This is a genomic window from Staphylococcus lugdunensis (genome assembly GCF_002901705.1).
In the GTDB taxonomy this organism is placed as follows: domain Bacteria; phylum Bacillota; class Bacilli; order Staphylococcales; family Staphylococcaceae; genus Staphylococcus; species Staphylococcus lugdunensis.
In genome coordinates, this window is sequence record NZ_PPPV01000016.1 from 899,701 (window position 1) to 918,435 (window position 18,735).

Genomic DNA, 18,735 nt, shown 5'->3' on the forward strand with positions numbered 1-18,735 from the left:
CACTGATTCATCAGTGGTCTTTTTTTTCGTTTAGAATGTATTATATTAAAATAAGATAATGAATTAAGCGAGTGATGTGGACGTGGAAAAAGCATATCGAATTAAAAAAAATGCTGATTTTCAATTGATTTATCGCCATGGAAAGTCAGTAGCAAACAGACAATTTGTCGTATACACATATCAGAATCAGATAGCTCATTTTCGCTTAGGTATCAGTGTTTCTAAGAAGATTGGGAATGCAGTGATACGCAATAAGATTAAACGTGCGATCAGAGAGAATTTTAAAGTACACAAACAAGATATTATTGCCAAAGACATCATTGTTATTGCTAGGCATCCAGCTAAAAATATGACGACTTTAGAAATTCAAAGAAGTTTGGAACATGTCTTAAAAATAGCTAAAGTATTTAATAAAAAAATTTAGCAAGATGAAATAATTAGACATCCGTAAGTATAACGTCAGACAAACCGAACACTTACCTAAAGATATAAAGCGGGATACTCGCAATTTAAAATGAAACAATTTACAATGTTAAAATGAAATTTTACTTGAATAAGGAGGCGAGTAGCGTTATGGATTTCGATACAATTACTAGTATTTCGACACCGATGGGAGAAGGTGCTATTGGAATAGTCAGACTATCAGGACCACAAGCAATTGAAATCGGTGATAAGCTTTATAAAGGGAAATACAAATTAGCTGAAGTCGATTCTCATACGATAAACTACGGTCATATTGTTGATCCTGAAACGAATGAAGTAGTAGAAGAAGTAATGATATCTGTATTACGTGCGCCTAAAACGTTTACTAGAGAAGATATCATTGAAATTAATTGTCACGGCGGCATATTGACCATTAATCGCGTGTTAGAATTGACTATGACTCATGGTGCAAGGATGGCTGAACCAGGAGAATATTCTAAACGTGCCTTTTTAAATGGACGGATAGACTTATCACAAGCAGAAGCAGTTATGGATTTTATTCGCTCTAAAACAGACCGCGCATCAAAAGTTGCGATGAATCAAATTGAAGGGCGTTTAAGTGATTTAATAAAACGACAGCGACAATCTATTTTAGAAATATTGGCACAGGTAGAAGTGAATATCGATTATCCTGAATACGATGATGTCGAAGATGCTACGACCGAATTTTTATTGGAACAATCTAAAAATATTAAAGCCGAGATTGACAAGTTATTAGAGACAGGTGCTCAAGGTAAGATCATGCGAGAAGGTTTATCAACAGTTATCGTTGGTAAGCCAAACGTAGGCAAGTCTTCAATGCTTAACAACCTTATTCAAGATAATAAAGCAATCGTGACCGAAGTTGCAGGAACAACACGTGATGTGTTAGAAGAATACGTTAACGTAAGAGGTGTACCATTAAGATTAGTTGATACAGCAGGTATTAGAGACACAGAAGACATAGTAGAAAAAATAGGTGTTGAACGTTCTCGTAAAGCTTTAAGTCAAGCCGATTTAATTTTGTTTGTTCTTAATTATAATGAGCCTTTAACAAAAGAAGATCGTACTTTATTTGAAGTAATTAAAAACGAAGATGTTATCGTAATTGTTAATAAAACAGATTTAGTACAGCAATTAAACATTGAAGAAGTTCAGGAAATGATTGGTAATAAACCATTGATACAAACATCTATGCTTAAACAAGAAGGTATAGATGAACTTGAAATTCAAATACGAGATTTATTTTTTGGTGGCGATGTTCAAAATCAAGATATGACATATGTTTCTAATTCACGTCATATCGCATTGCTCAAACAGGCAAGACATGCAATTCAAGATGCTATTGACGCTGCTGAATCTGGCGTTCCAATGGATATGGTACAAATAGATTTAACACGAACATGGGAAATTTTAGGTGAAATCATTGGTGAATCAGCTAGTGATGAACTTATTAATCAGTTATTTAGTCAATTCTGTTTAGGAAAATAAATAAGTGGATTGGTAGTCTATAAATATGTAAATGGAAAAGGGAGGTTGAATCATGACACAAAATTATGACGTGATTGTTATTGGTGCTGGTCACGCAGGTATTGAAGCAGGTTTAGCTTCTGCGCGTCGTGGCGCTAAAACATTAATGTTAACCATCAATTTAGATAATATAGCGTTTATGCCATGTAATCCATCAGTTGGTGGGCCAGCAAAGGGTATCGTGGTAAGAGAAATCGATGCGTTAGGTGGCCAAATGGCGAAAACAATTGATAAAACACACATTCAAATGCGCATGTTAAACACAGGTAAAGGACCTGCAGTAAGAGCACTACGCGCTCAAGCTGACAAAGTGCTATACCAACAAGAAATGAAACGCGTTATTGAAGACGAAGCACATTTAGATATTATGCAAGGTATGGTTGATGATTTAATTATTGAAGATAATGTAGTTAAAGGTGTGCGTACAAATATTGGTACAGAATATCATGCTAAAGCAGTAGTCATTACTACAGGAACATTTTTACGTGGTGAAATTATTTTAGGAAATATGAAATATTCAAGTGGGCCGAACCATCAATTGCCATCTATTACGTTAGCAGATAATTTAAGAGAACTCGGCTTTGAAGTAGTTCGTTTTAAAACTGGAACGCCACCACGTGTTAATGCGAAAACCATCGATTATTCTAAAACAGAAATTCAACCAGGTGATGATGTAGGTCGAGCATTTAGCTTTGAAACAACGGAATATATTTTAGATCAATTGCCATGTTGGTTAACTTATACTAATGGCGAAACACATAAAGTCATCGATGATAATTTACATTTATCAGCGATGTATTCAGGTATGATTAAAGGTACAGGACCACGCTATTGTCCTTCAATTGAAGATAAGTTTGTGCGCTTTAATGATAAACCACGCCATCAGTTATTCTTAGAGCCAGAAGGTCGCAATACGAATGAAGTATATGTTCAAGGGTTATCTACAAGCCTTCCTGAACACGTACAACGTCAAATGTTAGAAACCATTCCTGGTCTTGAAAAAGCTGATATGATGCGTGCAGGTTATGCAATTGAATATGATGCGATTGTGCCAACTCAATTATGGCCTACATTAGAAACGAAAAAGATTAAAAACCTATATACTGCAGGACAAATTAACGGTACGTCTGGATATGAAGAAGCGGCTGGCCAAGGTATTATGGCTGGTATTAATGCTGCAGGAAAAGTGCTAGGCACAGGTGAAAAAATTCTAAGTCGTTCAGATGCATATATAGGTGTGTTAATTGATGATTTGGTAACTAAAGGTACCAATGAACCATATCGTTTATTAACTTCTCGTGCCGAATATCGCTTATTACTTCGTCATGATAATGCTGATTTACGCTTGACTGACATAGGCTATGAATTAGGTATGATTTCTGAAGCACGCTATGCACGTTTTAATGAAAAACGTCAACAAATTCAAGATGAAATTGACCGTTTAACTCATATTCGCATTAAACCAAATGCACATACGCAATCTGTGATTGAAGCACATGGAGGTTCTCAGCTTAAAGATGGTATTCTAGCTATTGATTTATTACGTCGTCCTGAAATGACGTATGATACTATTTTAGAAATTTTAGGAGAAGCACATCAATTGCCTGAAGCAGTTGCTGAACAAGTTGAAATACAAACAAAATATGAAGGTTATATCAATAAATCGTTACAACAAGTAGAAAAAGTGAAACGTATGGAACAAAAGAAAATTCCAGAAGACTTGGATTATAGTAAAGTCGATAGTTTGGCAACGGAAGCACGTGAAAAATTAGCCAAGGTTAAACCATTGAATATCGCACAAGCATCACGTATTTCAGGTGTTAATCCTGCAGATATTTCAATTTTACTTGTGTATTTAGAACAAGGTAAGTTGCAAAGGGTGAAAAGCGAATGAACGCTGTAAAATGGTTAACTGAGAAATTAAAAGAACATGATATTTTATTGACTGAAAAACAACAAGCACAATTTCAAACGTATTATCAATTACTTGTTGAGTGGAATGAAAAGATGAATTTAACAAGTATTACCGATGAACATGATGTTTATTTAAAACATTTCTATGATTCTATTACACCAAGTTTTTATCATGATTTTAATCAACCATTAACTGTTTGTGATGTTGGTGCAGGAGCTGGTTTTCCTAGCATTCCATTAAAAATCGTTTATCCAGCTTTGAAAGTTACAATTGTTGATTCACTGAATAAGCGCATTCAATTTCTTAATCATTTAGCTAGTGAGCTAGAATTACAAGATGTTAGCTTTATTCATGATCGTGCAGAAACCTTTGGTAAAGGTGTCTACAGGGAGTCTTATGATATTGTAACAGCAAGGGCTGTGGCTCGTTTAACGGTACTTAGTGAATTATGCTTACCTCTTGTGAAAAAAGGTGGGCAGTTTATTGCATTGAAGTCTTCAAAAGGTGGCGAAGAACTGGAAGAAGCGCAATTTGCTATTAACGTTTTAGGTGGTAAATTAGCAACGACATTCAATTTTGACTTACCTGAAAATGCTGGTGAAAGACAAATGATTGTTATCGATAAACAACGACAAACAGCTAAAAAGTATCCGAGAAAACCTGGTACACCTAATAAATCTCCTTTACTTGAAAAATAAAACAGATTAAAATAACCTCAAATGAGAAGGAGCGAATGGATAATGAAAAAGCCTTTTTCAAAATTATTTGGTTTAAAAAATAAAGAAGACATTGTTGGCTATATTGAAGAAGATCGCAATTCTAATGTTGAATCCATTCAAATTGAACGTATTGTGCCTAATCGTTATCAACCACGACAGGTTTTTGACCCTAGTAAATTAAAAGAACTTGCTGAATCGATTGATGAACATGGTTTGTTACAACCCATTGTTGTAAGACCAATTGAAGAGCACATGTATGAAATTATTGCTGGAGAACGACGTTTTAGGGCATTGCAATCGTTACAAAAATCACATGCTGATGTCATTATTCGTGACATGAGTGATGAGGAAACGGCCGTAGTTGCTTTAATTGAAAATATTCAGAGAGAGAACTTATCTGTAGTAGAAGAAGCGGAAGCCTATAAAAAACTACTTGAAATAGGTAATACAACACAAAGTGAATTAGCTAAGAGTTTGGGGAAAAGCCAAAGCTTTATTGCCAATAAGTTACGTCTTTTGAAATTAGCACCTAAAGTTATCGTGCGCCTTAGAGAAGGTAAAATTACTGAACGACATGCACGAGCAGTCTTACCTCTGTCTAATGAAGCACAAGAACAGCTCATTGAACAAGTCATTCAACAAAAGCTTAATGTTAAACAAACAGAAGCACGAGTGAAGCAACAAGTAGGACCAGAAAAGGTTACAGCACAAACATTTCAGTTTTCGCATGATTTAACGCAAGCTAGGGATGAAGTGGGTAAGAGCATCCAAGCAATCGAACAGTCAGGTATTCGAGTAGAACATCGTGATAAAGATCACGATGATTACTATGAAATTAAAATCAAAATATATAAACACTAGATAACACAGATTGGGATATCGTTCCAAGAAACATAAGCCAGTAAATGAGTTTACAAAAATTCATTTACTGGCTTATTTGTTTATAATACTTTGTATTAGCATGTCTTTTTATATCAAATTATGTTTAAAAATAAAGCATATTTGCATCATTTAATAAACGTCACTTAACTAAATGAACACGGTGTTTTATGTATCAAAGGCAACATCCGTTATGAATAGAACTTTCAGCTTTAATACCTTTAAATAATATTTCTTAACATATTAATGAGAGTGTGGAAATCGTACTCGAAGAAAAGATTTTGGTGTTTCAATGATATTTCGTTGTAGTTAAATCCCTAACTGTTTTTATTTTCATTTGCCCTGTTTACAATTTAGAAATTACGATTTATATTAATAGTAAACGGTACGTTTCGTTTTACAATAAAATGTCAAAGAAGGGAAAAGATTGTTTAGTATTTCTAGTGCTATTCTACACTTTGTTATCGGTGGTTTTGCAGTGGCATTTGCATCGATTATGTCAGAAAAAATTGGAGGTAAGTTAGGAGGAATTATCGCTACACTGCCGGCAGTCTATTTAGCAGCAATCATTGCATTGGCAATTGATCATCGTGGTGAAGAACTTGTCAAAATGTCTATGCATTTGAGTACAGGTGCAATTATTGGTATTGCTTCTTGTATATTAACAGTGGCATTAACATCTATCTATATAAGTAAGAAAGGTTATGTTAAAGGTAGCATTTTTGCACTTGTTTGTTGGTTTATTATTTCAGTTGCCATCTTTTTAGTAAAACACATTTAAATTTGGAGGCTTTCGTAACATGAAACTTGCTGTAATTAAATTTTTAGTTGGTGGCACGGCAGTCTTATTAAGCTATATTGTATCTGTCGTTTTGCCATGGAAAGAATTTGGAGGTATCTTTGCGACCTTACCGGCAGTCTTTTTAGTATCATTATTTATTACGGGTATGCAATTTGGTGATGAAGTAGCCATGCATGTGAGTCGTGGTGCTATTTTTGGTATGACGGGTGTCTTATGTAGTATTATCGCAACATGGGCCATGCTCAACTATACACATCAGTGGCTATTAAGTGTTATTATTGGTTTCATAGTTTGGTTTGTAAGTGCATTTTTAATATTTGAGTTAGTTGAATTTATAGCACGTAAAAGAAGGGAACGACATGGCTGGAAGACCAAAGAATCCAACGATAGATAAAAAGATTTTTAGTGAAATTGAACGTTTGTTAGAAATGTCACACTACGGTGAGATTACGATAGAGCAAATTGCAGAAAATACTGGTGTATCGAAGGCAACGATTTATAGACGATGGAAAGATAAAGCATCCATTATTATCGATATGTTTGTTACGCATACACGTGATATTACGTTTAATCATATAAATTTATATGATGCATTGTTTGCTTTTGCCACACAAATCATGGCTATTTATAAGACGAATTTAGGAAGAGCTGTGATTGAGATATTAGTCAGTTCTAAGCAATCTGAGGCTAGAGGATTATTTATGAAAGGTTACTTTGAAAGTAATCGGCGAAATTTTAAAGAGATGATTGCACCTTATCTTAATGAAGAAGACCAAGATTTAATGATTGATTTAGTATTTTCACCCATTTATTTTAATATCTTAATTAAGCCTCAAGAGTTAGATGAGCATTATATTCAACGGTTATTAAAGCGTTTGCTTAAGGCCTATGATATTGAGCAATAACGATTTTAACAGTTTGGGACATCATTATGTTTTAGACTATGAACGATATATTGGCAGTAGTTGACTGATTTGAAAATACGTTTATACTAAGCTTTTTCAATCCTGGTCAACCTTGCTGGGGCGGGACTACGAATTCCTAATGAATTCAGTCCCGCTCACATTTTTATTTAACAAACTAATAATTATTGAAATCGTTTACATAATATATTCATAATGCTAGCATTAACTTAGCAATCTTGTGGAAAATCAAACATCGAGATATCGACATAAATGTAACAACAAAACAATGAGGTGGATAAAGATGGATCATGAAATTCCTAGAAAGATGAAAGTGGCAGTGTTAAATGAACCGTACGATATTGAAATTAAAGAAGTGAATGTGCCAGAACTTGGGCCGCATGATGTATTGGTACAAATGTTAGCAGTTGGTGTATGTGGCTCTGATGTGCATTATTATGCTCATGGTAGTGTCGGTGAATTTGTAGTTGAAGCACCACTTATTTTAGGACATGAATGCGCTGGAAAAGTAGCAGCTGTAGGCAGTGATGTAACGCATTTTAAACCTGGAGATCGAGTGGCAGTTGAACCGGGTGTGCCATGTGGAACATGTGAATATTGTAAAACCGGAAAATATAATTTGTGCCCAGACGTTGTATTTCTCGCAACACCTCCTGTTGACGGGGCATTTACGGAATATTTGAAGCATCCAGAAGATTACTTATTCCATATTCCAGACACATTGAGCTATGAACAAGCAACCCTGAATGAACCATTGTCAGTTGGTATACAAGCTTGTCGTCGAGCAAATATTCAACCAGGATCATCTGTAGTGATAATGGGAATGGGACCTGTGGGATTAATGACGGTTGTCGCGGCCAAAGCCTTTGGAGCTACTCAAATTATCGTATCTGATATGGAACAAAATCGTTTAGATGAAGCACTAAAATTAGGGGCAACAACAACTATTAATGTCAAAGACGAAGATGTTAATCAACGAATAAATGAATTAACACAGCAACATGGTGTTGACTACGCAATTGAGACAGCAGGAAATCAAATTGCCTTACGCAGTGCTTTAGCAGCATTAAAAAATGGTGGTACTCTAGCAGCGGTAGGTTTAGCTCAAGAGGCGGATAATCCTCTTAATATTCCTTTTATTACCAATCATGAAATAAACCTTGTTGGTATTTTTAGATATGCAAATACGTATGATACAGGCATTCAAATTTTAAGTCATACTGATGCAGATTTAAATTCTATGTTTACACATCAATATCCTTTGTCAGAAACAAAAGCAGCAATGGAGCGTGCAAGAACAGATAAATCTGGTTCGTTAAAAGTGATTGTATATCCAAATGGTATCGAAGCAGCCAAATTATAAATTTAGAGATAAATATTCAGTTTGGGACATCATTATATTTTAGACTATGAACGATATATTGGCAGTAGTTGACGGGATTGAAAATATGATTATACCAATATTTTTTCACTTCTAGTCAACTGTGCTAGGATGGGACAGAATTCATCATGAATACTATCCCACTCACGGATATATCATTATTGATAAGGTTATACATTGTTATGCAATATAGCAGTATAGCCTTATTGTTTTTTAGTTTTAAGATATATTTTTGAAAATTCTATTTAATATTTTCTAATAAAGTTAGAAATATTGAACTTTTAGCATAAAGTTGTTATTTTATTCAAAATTAACTATGAAATACATGTTATTTTCCTATGGTTGTAAAATAAATTGTGTTAGCATTGTAAATGGTAACGGTTTCATAAAATGTGAAAAGGAGGGTTGTTAATGAATATTGAAGAAACAAAACGCTTTATTGAAGCGGGTCATCTTTCCGTAGGCATTGAATTTGGATCGACAAGAATTAAGACGGTAGCCATTGATGATGATTTTAATACAATAGCTACGGGCTCATTTGAATGGGAAAATAGTTTTGACAATGGCTATTGGACTTATTCCATGAATGATGCATGGGTTGGTTTACAAAAAAGTTATGGTGAAATGACACGATACGTTAAAGATACATATGATACGACTGTTAATCAAATAGCGTCATTAGGTATTAGTGGCATGATGCATGGTTATTTAGTATTTGATGAACATGATGATTTACTTGTACCTTTTAGAACATGGCGTAACAATAATGCGAATGAAGCAGCTACGGTATTACGTGAAGATTTTAATGTTAATATTCCCGAGCGTTGGAGTATCGCACAACTTTTTCAATCAGCGATGGAGACAGAACCCCATGTCGAACGTGTAAGATATATGACGACATTAGCGGGTTATATTCATTGGTATTTAACCGATGAAAAAGTGATTGGTATTGGTGATGCTTCCGGAATGTTTCCAATTGATAGTCAACGGCTAGATTATCGTCAAGATTTAATGAACCGCTTTAATAAGTTATTTGCGCAGCGTGGTTATAACCAAAAGATTGGTGACATTTTACCTCGTGTTGTCGTAGCAGGTGAGTCTGCTGGTAGACTAACTGAAACAGGTGCAAAATTAATTGATCCAAATGGTGAGTTGCAGGCAGGATGTCCTCTTTGTGCCCCTGAGGGAGACGCAGCAACAGGTATGGTTGCAACGAATAGTGTAGCACCGCGTACAGGTAATGTTTCAGCAGGTACAAGTATCTTCTCAATGATTGTGTTAGAACAACCTATTCAACGTGTTTATCCAGAAGTAGATATTGTGACGACGCCAGATGGTTATGAGGTAGCCATGATTCATGCGAATAATTGCACGTCTGATATTAACCTATGGATAAATCTTTTTGAAGAAGTATTACAAACGATGGGCGTCAATTACGACAAAAATGAGCTTTTTACAAAAGTTTTTGAAAGCGCTTTAAACGGAGAGGATAACCTGGGAAATTTATTATCTTATGGCTATATCTCTGGGGAATTCATTACCGATGTACCTCAAGGTTATCCTATGTTAGTGCGGTCGGTAGATAGTAACTTTAATTTAGCAAACTTAATGAAAACGCATATTTATAGCGCATTCAGTACGTTGAAAATTGGCGTTGATTTATTGAAAGAAAATGAAAATATTACTATAGATTCTATGCTTGGTCACGGTGGTATTTTTAAAACTGAAAAGGTTGCGCAAACGTTTTTAGCAGCAGCGCTTGAAACAAATGTACGTGTCATGCAAACGGCAAGTGAAGGCGGTGCATGGGGCATTGCAGTATTAGCACAATATTTAAAAGACCAACGCAATAGTGATTTAGCCACTTATTTAAGCAACTATGCGTTTAAGAATACGACGTCTGTTGCTATTGAGCCAACTGCTGCAGAAGTGGAAAGTTTTCGAATGTATACTGAACGTTTCAAGCAAGGTATTCCACTTGAAAAATTAGCAGCAAAAAAATTCGGAATGTAAAAGTTTAAACAAAATAATGAAAGTGGGATGGAAACGTGGTTAATAAGATACAAAGTCAGCAAACAGAGCGTCAATTTTTAGGCTTACCAATGGTACTTATTTGGGGCTATGTTGCAGTGGCTATTTTTATGACGGGTGATGGTGTTGAGCAAGCGTTCTTGTCTAAATATATTGGGAGTCTAGGATTTAGTAGCTCAGAAGCTGGTAGAGTACTGGCTGTTTATGGCTTGGTTGTGGCTATCGCATCATGGTTATCAGGTGTGTTAGCAGAAATATTTAGCCCAAGACGTATCATGACATTTGCCTTTATTATTTGGATTATCTTTCATGTAGGATTTCTAGTGTTTGGTTTAGAACAACAAAACTATGCGATGATGCTTATCATGTATGGCATCCGCGGTTTTGCTTATCCAATGTTTATTTATAGCTTTGTCGTATGGATTACATATTCTTCACCTGCCTATAAACTCGCATCCGCGATGGGTTGGTTCTGGGCGATGTATTCTATAGGTATTGGTGTATTAGGTTCATATTTACCAAGCTTTACGATTCCATTTATTGGAGAGTTGGGTTCATTATGGTTATCAATTGTATTTATTCTAGTTGGTGGACTCATTGCAACGTTCTTGGTGAAAGATAAAAAAGGTGAAGACGTTGAAGCAAAGCGTATGACGACAAAAGAAATGTTTGCAGAATTTGGTCGAGGAATCACGCTTCTAGGTAATAAGCAAGTAGCTATTGCTTTTGTGGTGCGGATTATTAACCAATTATCGCTATTTGGCTTAGTTGCTTTTTTACCGCGTGTATATACTGATGAATTCGGCTTTACAACATCTGAATGGCTACGCGTATGGGGACTGATGTATTTTATCACAATCTTCACTAACTTATTCTGGGGTGTTGTCGGTGATAAAATTGGCTGGGTGCGCCAAGTGCGTTGGTTCGGTTGTATTGGCATGGCCTTATCAACTTTAGCCTTCTATTATTTGCCATCGTGGAGTGGTCCAAACATCTTTGTGACGACATTAATAGCGTTAATGTTAGGTTTCGCAGTGGCGGCATATGTACCGATGTCAGCTATTTTCCCAACATTAGTGCCGGAACATAAGGGTGCGGCAGTATCTGTACATAACCTGGCTGCAGGATTAAGTAATTTTTGTGGTCCTGCGATAGCAAGTGTCACATTAATGTTTACTACAGAAAAAGTAACTATTTGGGTCTATGCCATTCTTTATATCATAGGCTTCATCTTGACATTCTTTATGAAAGTGCAGCAACCAACGAAAGAAGTAGAAATAACAAATCAAGTACAAACGAATGAAGGAGTGTAATTTATGACAAATATTATTAATCAATTTAGAGTAAATGGTAAAGTAGCAATCGTAACTGGTGGGGCGATGGGTCTAGGTAAAGCAATGGCTGAAGCGCTAGCACAAGCAGGTGCAGATATTGTAATTGCCGACATTAAGTTAGATTTAGCAGAAGAAACAGCTCAAGCTATTGCACACAATGAAGGTGTTAAAACCACAGCATTAAAAGTAGATGTTACAAATCCTGATGATGTTAATAAGATGGTACAAGACGTTGTTAAAAAATATGGAAAAATTGATATTTTAGTTAATAATGCAGGAATGACAATTAATGAAAAAGCGGAAGATGTTTCTTATGAAAATTGGTTAAAAGTCATCAATCTTAACTTAAATGGGGTTTTCTTAGTGGCACAAGCAGTTGGACGCCAAATGATTAAACAAGGAAATGGTTCAATCATTAATACATCATCAATGTCTGGCTTAATTGCAAATAAACCACAAGAGCAAGCATCTTATAACGCATCTAAAGCAGGCGTCATTATGTTAACGAAAAGTTTAGCCATGGAATGGTCTAAATACGGTATTAAAGTAAATACAATCGCACCAGGTTATATGAAAACAGCATTAACTGAACCAATGTTTAATACTGGTGGCGATATGATTGATTATTGGATGGGAGCAACACCAATGGGTCGTCCAGGTGAGCCACACGAATTAGGCGGTATTGTCGTTTACCTCGCATCTGATGCATCAACATTTGCTCAAGGTAGTGTATTTACAATCGATGGTGGTTACACAGCATTATAATATAATTTCAAAACAGTCTGAGATATCAATCTCACAATAATAGCACAATGATGGTTTGCCATAATCATCGTTGTGCTTGTTTTATATTCAATGATCTTTTGAAATGTAAAATAAATCGCTAAATTTTGTTAAGGAATCGTATTAAATGAGATAAAAAATTAATAATTAATAATATTGTCAAAAATGGGGTGGTCAAAATGATTTGACTAGTATATGATAAAAGAAATTTCATACAAAAGGATGGAATATCAGTGAAAAAGATTATACTAATTCTAATACTAACAATGTGTATGGCAATTTCTTTATATGGTTGCGAAGAGAACAAGAAAAAGAAAGTAGCAAAGAAGCCTGTTAATATTGAATATGTTGCGCCTCAATCACAAACAGGAAAGAAATATGACGATAAAATTGAGTCATTACAAAAGTTATTGTCTAAAGAGTTAAAAGCGCCTGTGAATATACAGTGTACAACTAGCGATTATAAGATGATTGAAGATTTAGCATCTAAAAAAATGGATGTGGCTATCATGTCGCCAGTAACCTATACAATTGGTCGAGATAAAGGAACAGTAGATGTTCTGTTAAAATCTAAAGACTATTTAGTTGATGATAAAGGAAATCAAACTAAGAAATTGGGAGATTATTATCGTTCACAAATTGTGGTTAAGAAAGATAGTGACATTAAAAAGCTTAAAGATTTAAAAGGGAAAAAAGTTGGGTTACAAGATGCAGATTCAGCTGCAGGATATATTTATCCATTAGCTGATTTGCAAAGAGAACATATTCCTAAAAGTGCATTGCGTGTGTCTCAATTTAAAGATGAAGATCAAGCATTAAAGACGTTGCTAGATGGAGATATAGATGCCGTGGCTACTTATGATGATGCACGTGTAGAGCTAAAAAAATCTAAACCTAATGTTTATAAAGATACGAGAGTCATTTATACATCAGATAAAATACCAAATGACACTATTTCGGTTCGTGTAGATTTAAGTGACGAATGGCGTAATAAAATTGCAAAAGCATTTATTAATGTCAGCAAAAAGAAAGAAGGACGTCAATTAATTCATGACCTCTTTGACCATGAAGGATATGAAAAAACAAGTGAAGCGGACTTTAAGAAAGTTAGAGATAACCGTATCTTGATAGACGGCTAGAAATATTAACAGAAGGGTATCACCATATCAGTTTGGGCATCATTATGTCCTAAGTTATGAACTAAATATTGGCAGTAGTTGATTGGATTGAAAATACGCTTATACCAAGCTGTTTTCATTCCTAGTCAACCTTGCTGGGGCGGGACTTCGAATTCATAATGCATTCTGTTCCGCTCCTTTTTTTACCAAAGACACACATTGTTTTGTAACACATAAATAAAATTTTAGACGTACGGATGTCTAAAAAACACGATGATATCAAATTGTCAAAGCATTTTGTCACTATTAATACTGCAGTTTCTAAAGATATTTGATAGATTAATACTATAACATACGTTTCTATAAAACTATCACTTATTTAAATGAGTGAAATTTTCACAGAGATAATCTAAGGAGCGCAAAATGATAAATGTTGGGCAACAATTAAAAAAATATAGAATACAGCAAGGCTATTCACAAGAAGTATTGGCTGAAAAATTATATGTTTCTAGACAAACGATTTCTAACTGGGAAAATAATAAAAGTTTGCCCGATATCCACAATTTATTAATGATGTGCTCGCTATTTAATGTATCCTTAGATGATCTTGTTAAAGGAGACGTATATCAAATGGATAGAGAAGTAGTACGTAAGGAAATGAACAAATGGACATGGTGTATGTTAGTAACATTTGTAATAGCCGCTGTGTTGATAGGGCCTATGATACATTATTTTAGTTGGCTAGGATTATTTATCATATTGATTTTATACATGATAGGCCTTTTTGCAAGTATACGAATAGATAGACTTAAATATAAACATAACATGGAAAATGCAGATCGTATTATTGCATTTATGAATGGAGAAGATCCTAATAAAGTTCAAGTAACGAAAAAACGTGAGCTCTTCACGAGTGCTTTAGCTTTTATCTGTTTTGTTGGTAGTATTATGATTATTGTACTAGCTAGTTTATGGTTAACTGATGTATTCTTATAAATTTAAAAATGGGGCAGTCATCACAGTTATTTCATTTAGCTGTGTTACTGCCCCTATATACTATCTACTTATGATTATTCTTTTCTTCACGACGTTTTAAGTAATAAGCGCCCCCGAGTAACCCTGCAGGCACACCAAGAATAGGTGTTGTTATACTACTTAAAATGATAACAGCTAGTGTCAATGTTATACCGTTAAACCAATTAACCTCTAAGTTTTTTAAATCCTCGTATGATTGTTTAACTAATTCTTTAAATTTCATGACAATACATCCTTTCAAAATATATTAATTTAATGCTTGTTTAATCTTATTGTTTGCATGGATAAATGAAATAACAGCAAATATTAAATAAACGATGGTATACACAACCATGACTACAATAACAGGTCTTAAATCTTGTTGCCCTAATAAATTCATAAAAGCCAGAGCTGCGAATAAAGCATGTAATAAGGCAATCAATAAAGGTAAACCAAAGTTGAATAATATTTTAAAACCTATACCTTTCATCATATCAATATGCGTGAAACCAATACGACGTAAGATACGATAATTGCTCATTTCATCTTCGGTTTCATCCATCTGCTTAATATAAATAATACAACCCGCTACAACTAAGAAGGCTAGACCAAGGAATGAAGAAACAAACATTAAGATACCATTTGATTGATCTAGCATGGTTGTTGTTTGACTTTGAATCGTGATATTAGGTGCGACACGCTGAGCTATATGTTCGGCCTGTTTAAGCTGTTGATGCGTGTGAATATTATAGCCATAGTGTGTAGCAATAAGCTTATCATTTGCCAACGATTGGTATTTTTCCGGACTTACTTTTAATACAGGCCCACCATTTGATGCAAGCATTGAAATCACTTCATCTTTATTTATTGCGTTAACGTTAAAGGTTTGTTGTGATTGTCCTTTAACAGTGACATTGCGATTTAAGTGAATGTTAACTATACCGCTTAATGGACCCTTGAGATTCGTTAGTGTTGCCTTATTACCTTGTACTTTTTGATCTGGCATGATACCCAAGCTTAGTTGATTATTTGTATCATTTAATTTATTTTTTAGTGCCTCACTTTTGACAATTTTGGTCATTAAGACAGATACTTCTTTTTTATGATAACGAATGCCTTTTTGCTTTAACTGTTCTTCAAATTTTTGTGCAGAAGATGCTTTTGAAAAGTTGATATCTTGTGGTGACGTTGCCTTAAGTGTGTAATCAGTATTGGATTTACTAATGACACCAAAGCATAAAATCGTAACCGTGACCGCTGAAATGATTGCGATAATCGTTAGCGATAAAGCATTTTTCTTCATTCTGTGCATAATAGACGACGTAAAGACGACATCTGTAATATTAATACGTCCATGCTTTAATTTTTTCAAAGATTTAAAAATAATAGAAACTGAACTTCTGAAAAATAAATAGGCACCGACAATCGTTAAGAATAGAATAACAAAAGGTGATAACATTGTGAGTGTTAAGGCTTTAAATTGACCAAACATTTCCGTGGAAATATAATATCCAAAGGCTATCATGATGATACCTAATAGGCCGGCAACCGTTTCAGGTATGGTGATGCGTGCTTTAGTAGCTTCTGAAGATATATTATCTTTCATCATATCTAAAATGCTACGTTTCTTTAAAAAACGTCGATTTTGCAAAAATATCATAATAAAAGCTAATAGTAGCATGATCATGGTTTGAATCAACGCCATGGGTTCAAAACTAATTGAGACATTAATAGATAAATGCATCATACGTATTAAGATTGATAATAAAAGCTGTGAACCAAACGTTCCAATAAATATTCCTATAATACCTGTCAGTGCAAAAAAGGTAAACTGTTCTATTGATAACATACGTAAGATGTTATGTTTATTTAAACCAATCAATTGAAATAGTGCAAATTCTTTTGTTCGTCGTTTAATAAATAAATGATTGGTATACATTAAGAAAATGATAATAATAATGAAGAGAAAAATAGCACCTATCATTGCACCTTTTTGAACAATTGTACCAGCATTCTCGTTATTAATACTTTTTGTATATTGTAATGTGACAAAACTATAATACAGTACAATACTTAAAATAAGTGAAAATAAATACAACATATAGTTTTTGATGTTTTGACGTAAATTTTTAAAAATGATTTGATTAAACGTCATTAGCTACACCACCCATTGAAGACTGCAGTTGAATAATGCGGTCATAAAAGGTGCTTTTAGTGTGTTCACCTTGTCGGAAATCAGAATAAATAGCACCATCTTTTAACATAATGACACGTTGTGCGAAACTTGCTGCTGAAGGATCGTGAGTAACCATTACAATCGTTGTATTAAAGTGTTGGTTCATGTCTTCTAAACGATGTAGTAAATCTTGGGCGCTTTTAGAATCAAGCGCACCTGTAGGCTCGTCAGCAAAAATGATGCTTGGTTTATGAACGAAAGCACGAGCAGCTGCTGTTCTTTGTTGTTGACCACCAGAAATTTCACTAGGATATTTATGACTTAAGTCATGGATACCTAAGGCTTGTGTTACTTCGCTATAATTTTGCTCCATCTCTGCTGCAGATAACTTTTGTACTGATAGTGGTAACATGATGTTTTCTTTGACAGTTAACGTTGGTAAGACGCTATAGTCTTGAAAGATAAAACCTAAGTCTGTTTTACGAAATTGTGCAAGTTGTTTATCATTTAAGTTGTTTAATGTGTGACCATTAATTTCAACAGTACCACCTGATAATGTATCAATAGAGCTGATTACATTAAGTAACGTTGTTTTACCTGAACCAGATGGGCCCATAATTGCTACAAATTCTCCTTTATCAACCGAAAAGTTAATATCGTGTAGTGCTTTATATTTTTGTTTTTTACCATAAACTTTAGATAAATGATTAACATTTAATATAGGCATTGTGTCACTCCTCTTGTTTTATCGATATTTTTATTTTATGAGTTATTCAACACAAGCGCCTTTATCTAATCTTACAAACAATGATGTTTAACTTACAAAGTTGAAAGAAATAAATAATAACAAGCTATAGTTAATATGAGTTTTATTTTTAGCGGGAATAGATTATAATTTTAAAAATGAACTGTGATAAAATAGAATATATCAAATAACGCAGATTATAAATTGTAAAATGAGACATAAGTCGTTAGCATAATAGAAATCTAAAATAAATAGGCGGGATAAAAGTGAAAAAAGAGATCTTAGAGTGGATTGTGTCTATAGCAGTTGCACTTATCATTGTAGGTATAGTTGTTAAATTTATTGGAGTTACATATTCAGTTTCGGGAGATTCAATGTATCCAACATTTAAAGATAGAGAAAAAGTAGTAGTGAGTAAAATTTCCAAAACGTTAGACCATATTGATAATGGTGATATCGTTGTCTTTAAAGAAGATAAAGATAGAGACTTTATTAAACGTTTAATTGGTAAACCTGGAGACAAAGTTGAGTATAAAGGTGACCAACTATATGTTAATAATAAAAAAATTGATGAGCCTTATTTAAAATATAACAAAGAACATAAAAATGGTAAGTATCTGACAGGTTCTTTCAAATCGAGTGATTTGCAAAATGCTAATGGTGAGACGAAGATTCCTAAAGACAAATATTTAGTGTTAGGTGATAATCGTCAAAACAGTTTAGATAGTCGTTTTCCACAGGTAGGGCTTATTGATAAAGAACAAATTGTAGGTAAAGTTGTGTTACGTTTCTGGCCATTTGGTGAGTGGACAACAAAATTTAATCCTGGAACATTTGATAAGTAAATAATCAAAAGTAAGCGTACAATCTATGAGTAACAAAATAGATTGTGCGCTTTATTTTTTTGTCACATTTTGCTATAA

Annotated in this window: 18 protein-coding genes; 15 read left to right on the plus strand and 3 right to left on the minus strand. The window is 34.2% G+C overall.

Features of this window, described 5'->3' with window-relative positions; all coding sequences use genetic code 11:
- Positions 1–76: 76 nt before the first annotated feature.
- The 14 genes from rnpA (at position 77) to CD041_RS11050 (ending at position 14,873) form a co-directional block, all read left to right on the plus strand.
- Positions 77–424 carry a ribonuclease P protein component gene (rnpA, locus tag CD041_RS10985; RefSeq protein WP_162494573.1) on the plus strand — a complete coding sequence of 116 codons (348 nt, stop codon included), beginning with the start codon at positions 77–79 and terminating at the stop codon, positions 422–424.
- A gap of 149 nt (positions 425–573) precedes the next feature.
- Positions 574–1,953, plus strand: a complete 1,380-nt coding sequence (gene mnmE, locus CD041_RS10990; protein ID WP_070648033.1) for a tRNA uridine-5-carboxymethylaminomethyl(34) synthesis GTPase MnmE — start codon at positions 574–576, stop codon at positions 1,951–1,953.
- Between the two features lie 52 nt (positions 1,954–2,005).
- Positions 2,006–3,886 carry a tRNA uridine-5-carboxymethylaminomethyl(34) synthesis enzyme MnmG gene (gene mnmG, locus CD041_RS10995; protein ID WP_002479206.1) on the plus strand — a complete coding sequence of 627 codons (1,881 nt, stop codon included), beginning with the start codon at positions 2,006–2,008 and terminating at the stop codon, positions 3,884–3,886.
- The gene (gene rsmG, locus CD041_RS11000) at positions 3,883–4,605 is read left to right on the plus strand and encodes a 16S rRNA (guanine(527)-N(7))-methyltransferase RsmG (protein WP_070648032.1); all 723 of its coding nucleotides are present in this window, start codon (positions 3,883–3,885) and stop codon (positions 4,603–4,605) included. The genes mnmG and rsmG overlap by 4 nt, the downstream gene beginning before the upstream one ends.
- A 42-nt stretch (positions 4,606–4,647) precedes the next feature.
- Positions 4,648–5,487, plus strand: coding sequence for a ParB/RepB/Spo0J family partition protein (locus CD041_RS11005; protein WP_002461047.1), 840 nt, complete (start codon positions 4,648–4,650; stop codon positions 5,485–5,487).
- Between the two features lie 445 nt (positions 5,488–5,932).
- Positions 5,933–6,286, plus strand: a complete 354-nt coding sequence (locus CD041_RS11010) for a DUF3147 family protein (RefSeq protein WP_002461048.1) — start codon at positions 5,933–5,935, stop codon at positions 6,284–6,286.
- 19 nt (positions 6,287–6,305) lie between these two features.
- A complete protein-coding gene (locus CD041_RS11015) occupies positions 6,306–6,701 on the plus strand; it encodes a DUF3147 family protein (RefSeq protein ID WP_080606650.1) in 396 nt (131 codons plus the stop codon).
- Positions 6,667–7,212: a TetR/AcrR family transcriptional regulator gene (locus tag CD041_RS11020; protein ID WP_080606649.1), complete on the plus strand. Its 546-nt coding sequence runs from the start codon at positions 6,667–6,669 to the stop codon at positions 7,210–7,212. Before CD041_RS11015 ends, CD041_RS11020 begins: the two co-directional genes overlap by 35 nt.
- A 301-nt stretch (positions 7,213–7,513) precedes the next feature.
- Positions 7,514–8,593 carry a sorbitol/xylitol/iditol dehydrogenase GutB gene (gene gutB, locus CD041_RS11025; protein WP_002479209.1) on the plus strand — a complete coding sequence of 360 codons (1,080 nt, stop codon included), beginning with the start codon at positions 7,514–7,516 and terminating at the stop codon, positions 8,591–8,593.
- A 429-nt stretch (positions 8,594–9,022) separates the two neighbouring features.
- Positions 9,023–10,624, plus strand: coding sequence for a xylulokinase (locus CD041_RS11030; protein ID WP_062078407.1), 1,602 nt, complete (start codon positions 9,023–9,025; stop codon positions 10,622–10,624).
- Between the two features lie 35 nt (positions 10,625–10,659).
- Positions 10,660–11,955 (plus strand): MFS transporter, encoded by a 1,296-nt coding sequence (locus CD041_RS11035; RefSeq protein ID WP_002461056.1) that lies wholly within the window; start codon positions 10,660–10,662, stop codon positions 11,953–11,955.
- Positions 11,956–11,958: 3 nt separating this feature from the next.
- Positions 11,959–12,741 (plus strand): glucose 1-dehydrogenase, encoded by a 783-nt coding sequence (locus tag CD041_RS11040; RefSeq protein WP_080606648.1) that lies wholly within the window; start codon positions 11,959–11,961, stop codon positions 12,739–12,741.
- Between the two features lie 251 nt (positions 12,742–12,992).
- The gene (gene phnD, locus CD041_RS11045) at positions 12,993–13,898 is read left to right on the plus strand and encodes a phosphate/phosphite/phosphonate ABC transporter substrate-binding protein (RefSeq protein WP_070648031.1); all 906 of its coding nucleotides are present in this window, start codon (positions 12,993–12,995) and stop codon (positions 13,896–13,898) included.
- Between the two features lie 405 nt (positions 13,899–14,303).
- Positions 14,304–14,873, plus strand: coding sequence for a helix-turn-helix domain-containing protein (locus tag CD041_RS11050; RefSeq protein ID WP_037543495.1), 570 nt, complete (start codon positions 14,304–14,306; stop codon positions 14,871–14,873).
- Between the two features lie 64 nt (positions 14,874–14,937).
- Here the strand turns inward: CD041_RS11050 and CD041_RS11055 are convergent, their stop codons facing one another.
- From CD041_RS11055 to CD041_RS11065, 3 genes are read right to left on the minus strand one after another with little or no spacing between them, the layout of a single operon-like run.
- Positions 14,938–15,135, minus strand: a complete 198-nt coding sequence (locus tag CD041_RS11055; protein WP_002461061.1) for a VraH family peptide resistance protein — start codon at positions 15,133–15,135, stop codon at positions 14,938–14,940.
- Between the two features lie 24 nt (positions 15,136–15,159).
- Positions 15,160–17,046 (minus strand): FtsX-like permease family protein, encoded by a 1,887-nt coding sequence (locus CD041_RS11060; protein ID WP_080606647.1) that lies wholly within the window; start codon positions 17,044–17,046, stop codon positions 15,160–15,162.
- Positions 17,036–17,794: an ABC transporter ATP-binding protein gene (locus CD041_RS11065; RefSeq protein WP_062078413.1), complete on the minus strand. Its 759-nt coding sequence runs from the start codon at positions 17,792–17,794 to the stop codon at positions 17,036–17,038. The genes CD041_RS11060 and CD041_RS11065 overlap by 11 nt, the downstream gene beginning before the upstream one ends.
- A gap of 284 nt (positions 17,795–18,078) precedes the next feature.
- On the opposite strand from CD041_RS11065, the gene lepB reads away from it, so the two are divergent.
- Positions 18,079–18,657: a signal peptidase I gene (lepB, locus tag CD041_RS11070; RefSeq protein ID WP_002461066.1), complete on the plus strand. Its 579-nt coding sequence runs from the start codon at positions 18,079–18,081 to the stop codon at positions 18,655–18,657.
- Positions 18,658–18,735 lie beyond the last annotated feature (78 nt).

What these genes read in the sequence shown, in the direction of transcription:
- mnmE (WP_070648033.1), top strand. Translation starts at nt 574, where the DNA reads ATGGATTTCGATACAATTACTAGTATTTCGACACCGATGGGAGAAGGT.
- mnmG (WP_002479206.1), top strand. Translation starts at nt 2,006, where the DNA reads ATGACACAAAATTATGACGTGATTGTTATTGGTGCTGGTCACGCAGGT.
- rsmG (WP_070648032.1), top strand. Translation starts at nt 3,883, where the DNA reads ATGAACGCTGTAAAATGGTTAACTGAGAAATTAAAAGAACATGATATT.
- CD041_RS11005 (WP_002461047.1), top strand. Translation starts at nt 4,648, where the DNA reads ATGAAAAAGCCTTTTTCAAAATTATTTGGTTTAAAAAATAAAGAAGAC.
- CD041_RS11015 (WP_080606650.1), top strand. Translation starts at nt 6,306, where the DNA reads ATGAAACTTGCTGTAATTAAATTTTTAGTTGGTGGCACGGCAGTCTTA.
- CD041_RS11020 (WP_080606649.1), top strand. Translation starts at nt 6,667, where the DNA reads ATGGCTGGAAGACCAAAGAATCCAACGATAGATAAAAAGATTTTTAGT.
- gutB (WP_002479209.1), top strand. Translation starts at nt 7,514, where the DNA reads ATGGATCATGAAATTCCTAGAAAGATGAAAGTGGCAGTGTTAAATGAA.
- CD041_RS11030 (WP_062078407.1), top strand. Translation starts at nt 9,023, where the DNA reads ATGAATATTGAAGAAACAAAACGCTTTATTGAAGCGGGTCATCTTTCC.
- CD041_RS11040 (WP_080606648.1), top strand. Translation starts at nt 11,959, where the DNA reads ATGACAAATATTATTAATCAATTTAGAGTAAATGGTAAAGTAGCAATC.
- CD041_RS11055 (WP_002461061.1), bottom strand. Translation starts at nt 15,135, where the DNA reads ATGAAATTTAAAGAATTAGTTAAACAATCATACGAGGATTTAAAAAAC.
- CD041_RS11060 (WP_080606647.1), bottom strand. Translation starts at nt 17,046, where the DNA reads ATGACGTTTAATCAAATCATTTTTAAAAATTTACGTCAAAACATCAAA.
- CD041_RS11065 (WP_062078413.1), bottom strand. Translation starts at nt 17,794, where the DNA reads ATGCCTATATTAAATGTTAATCATTTATCTAAAGTTTATGGTAAAAAA.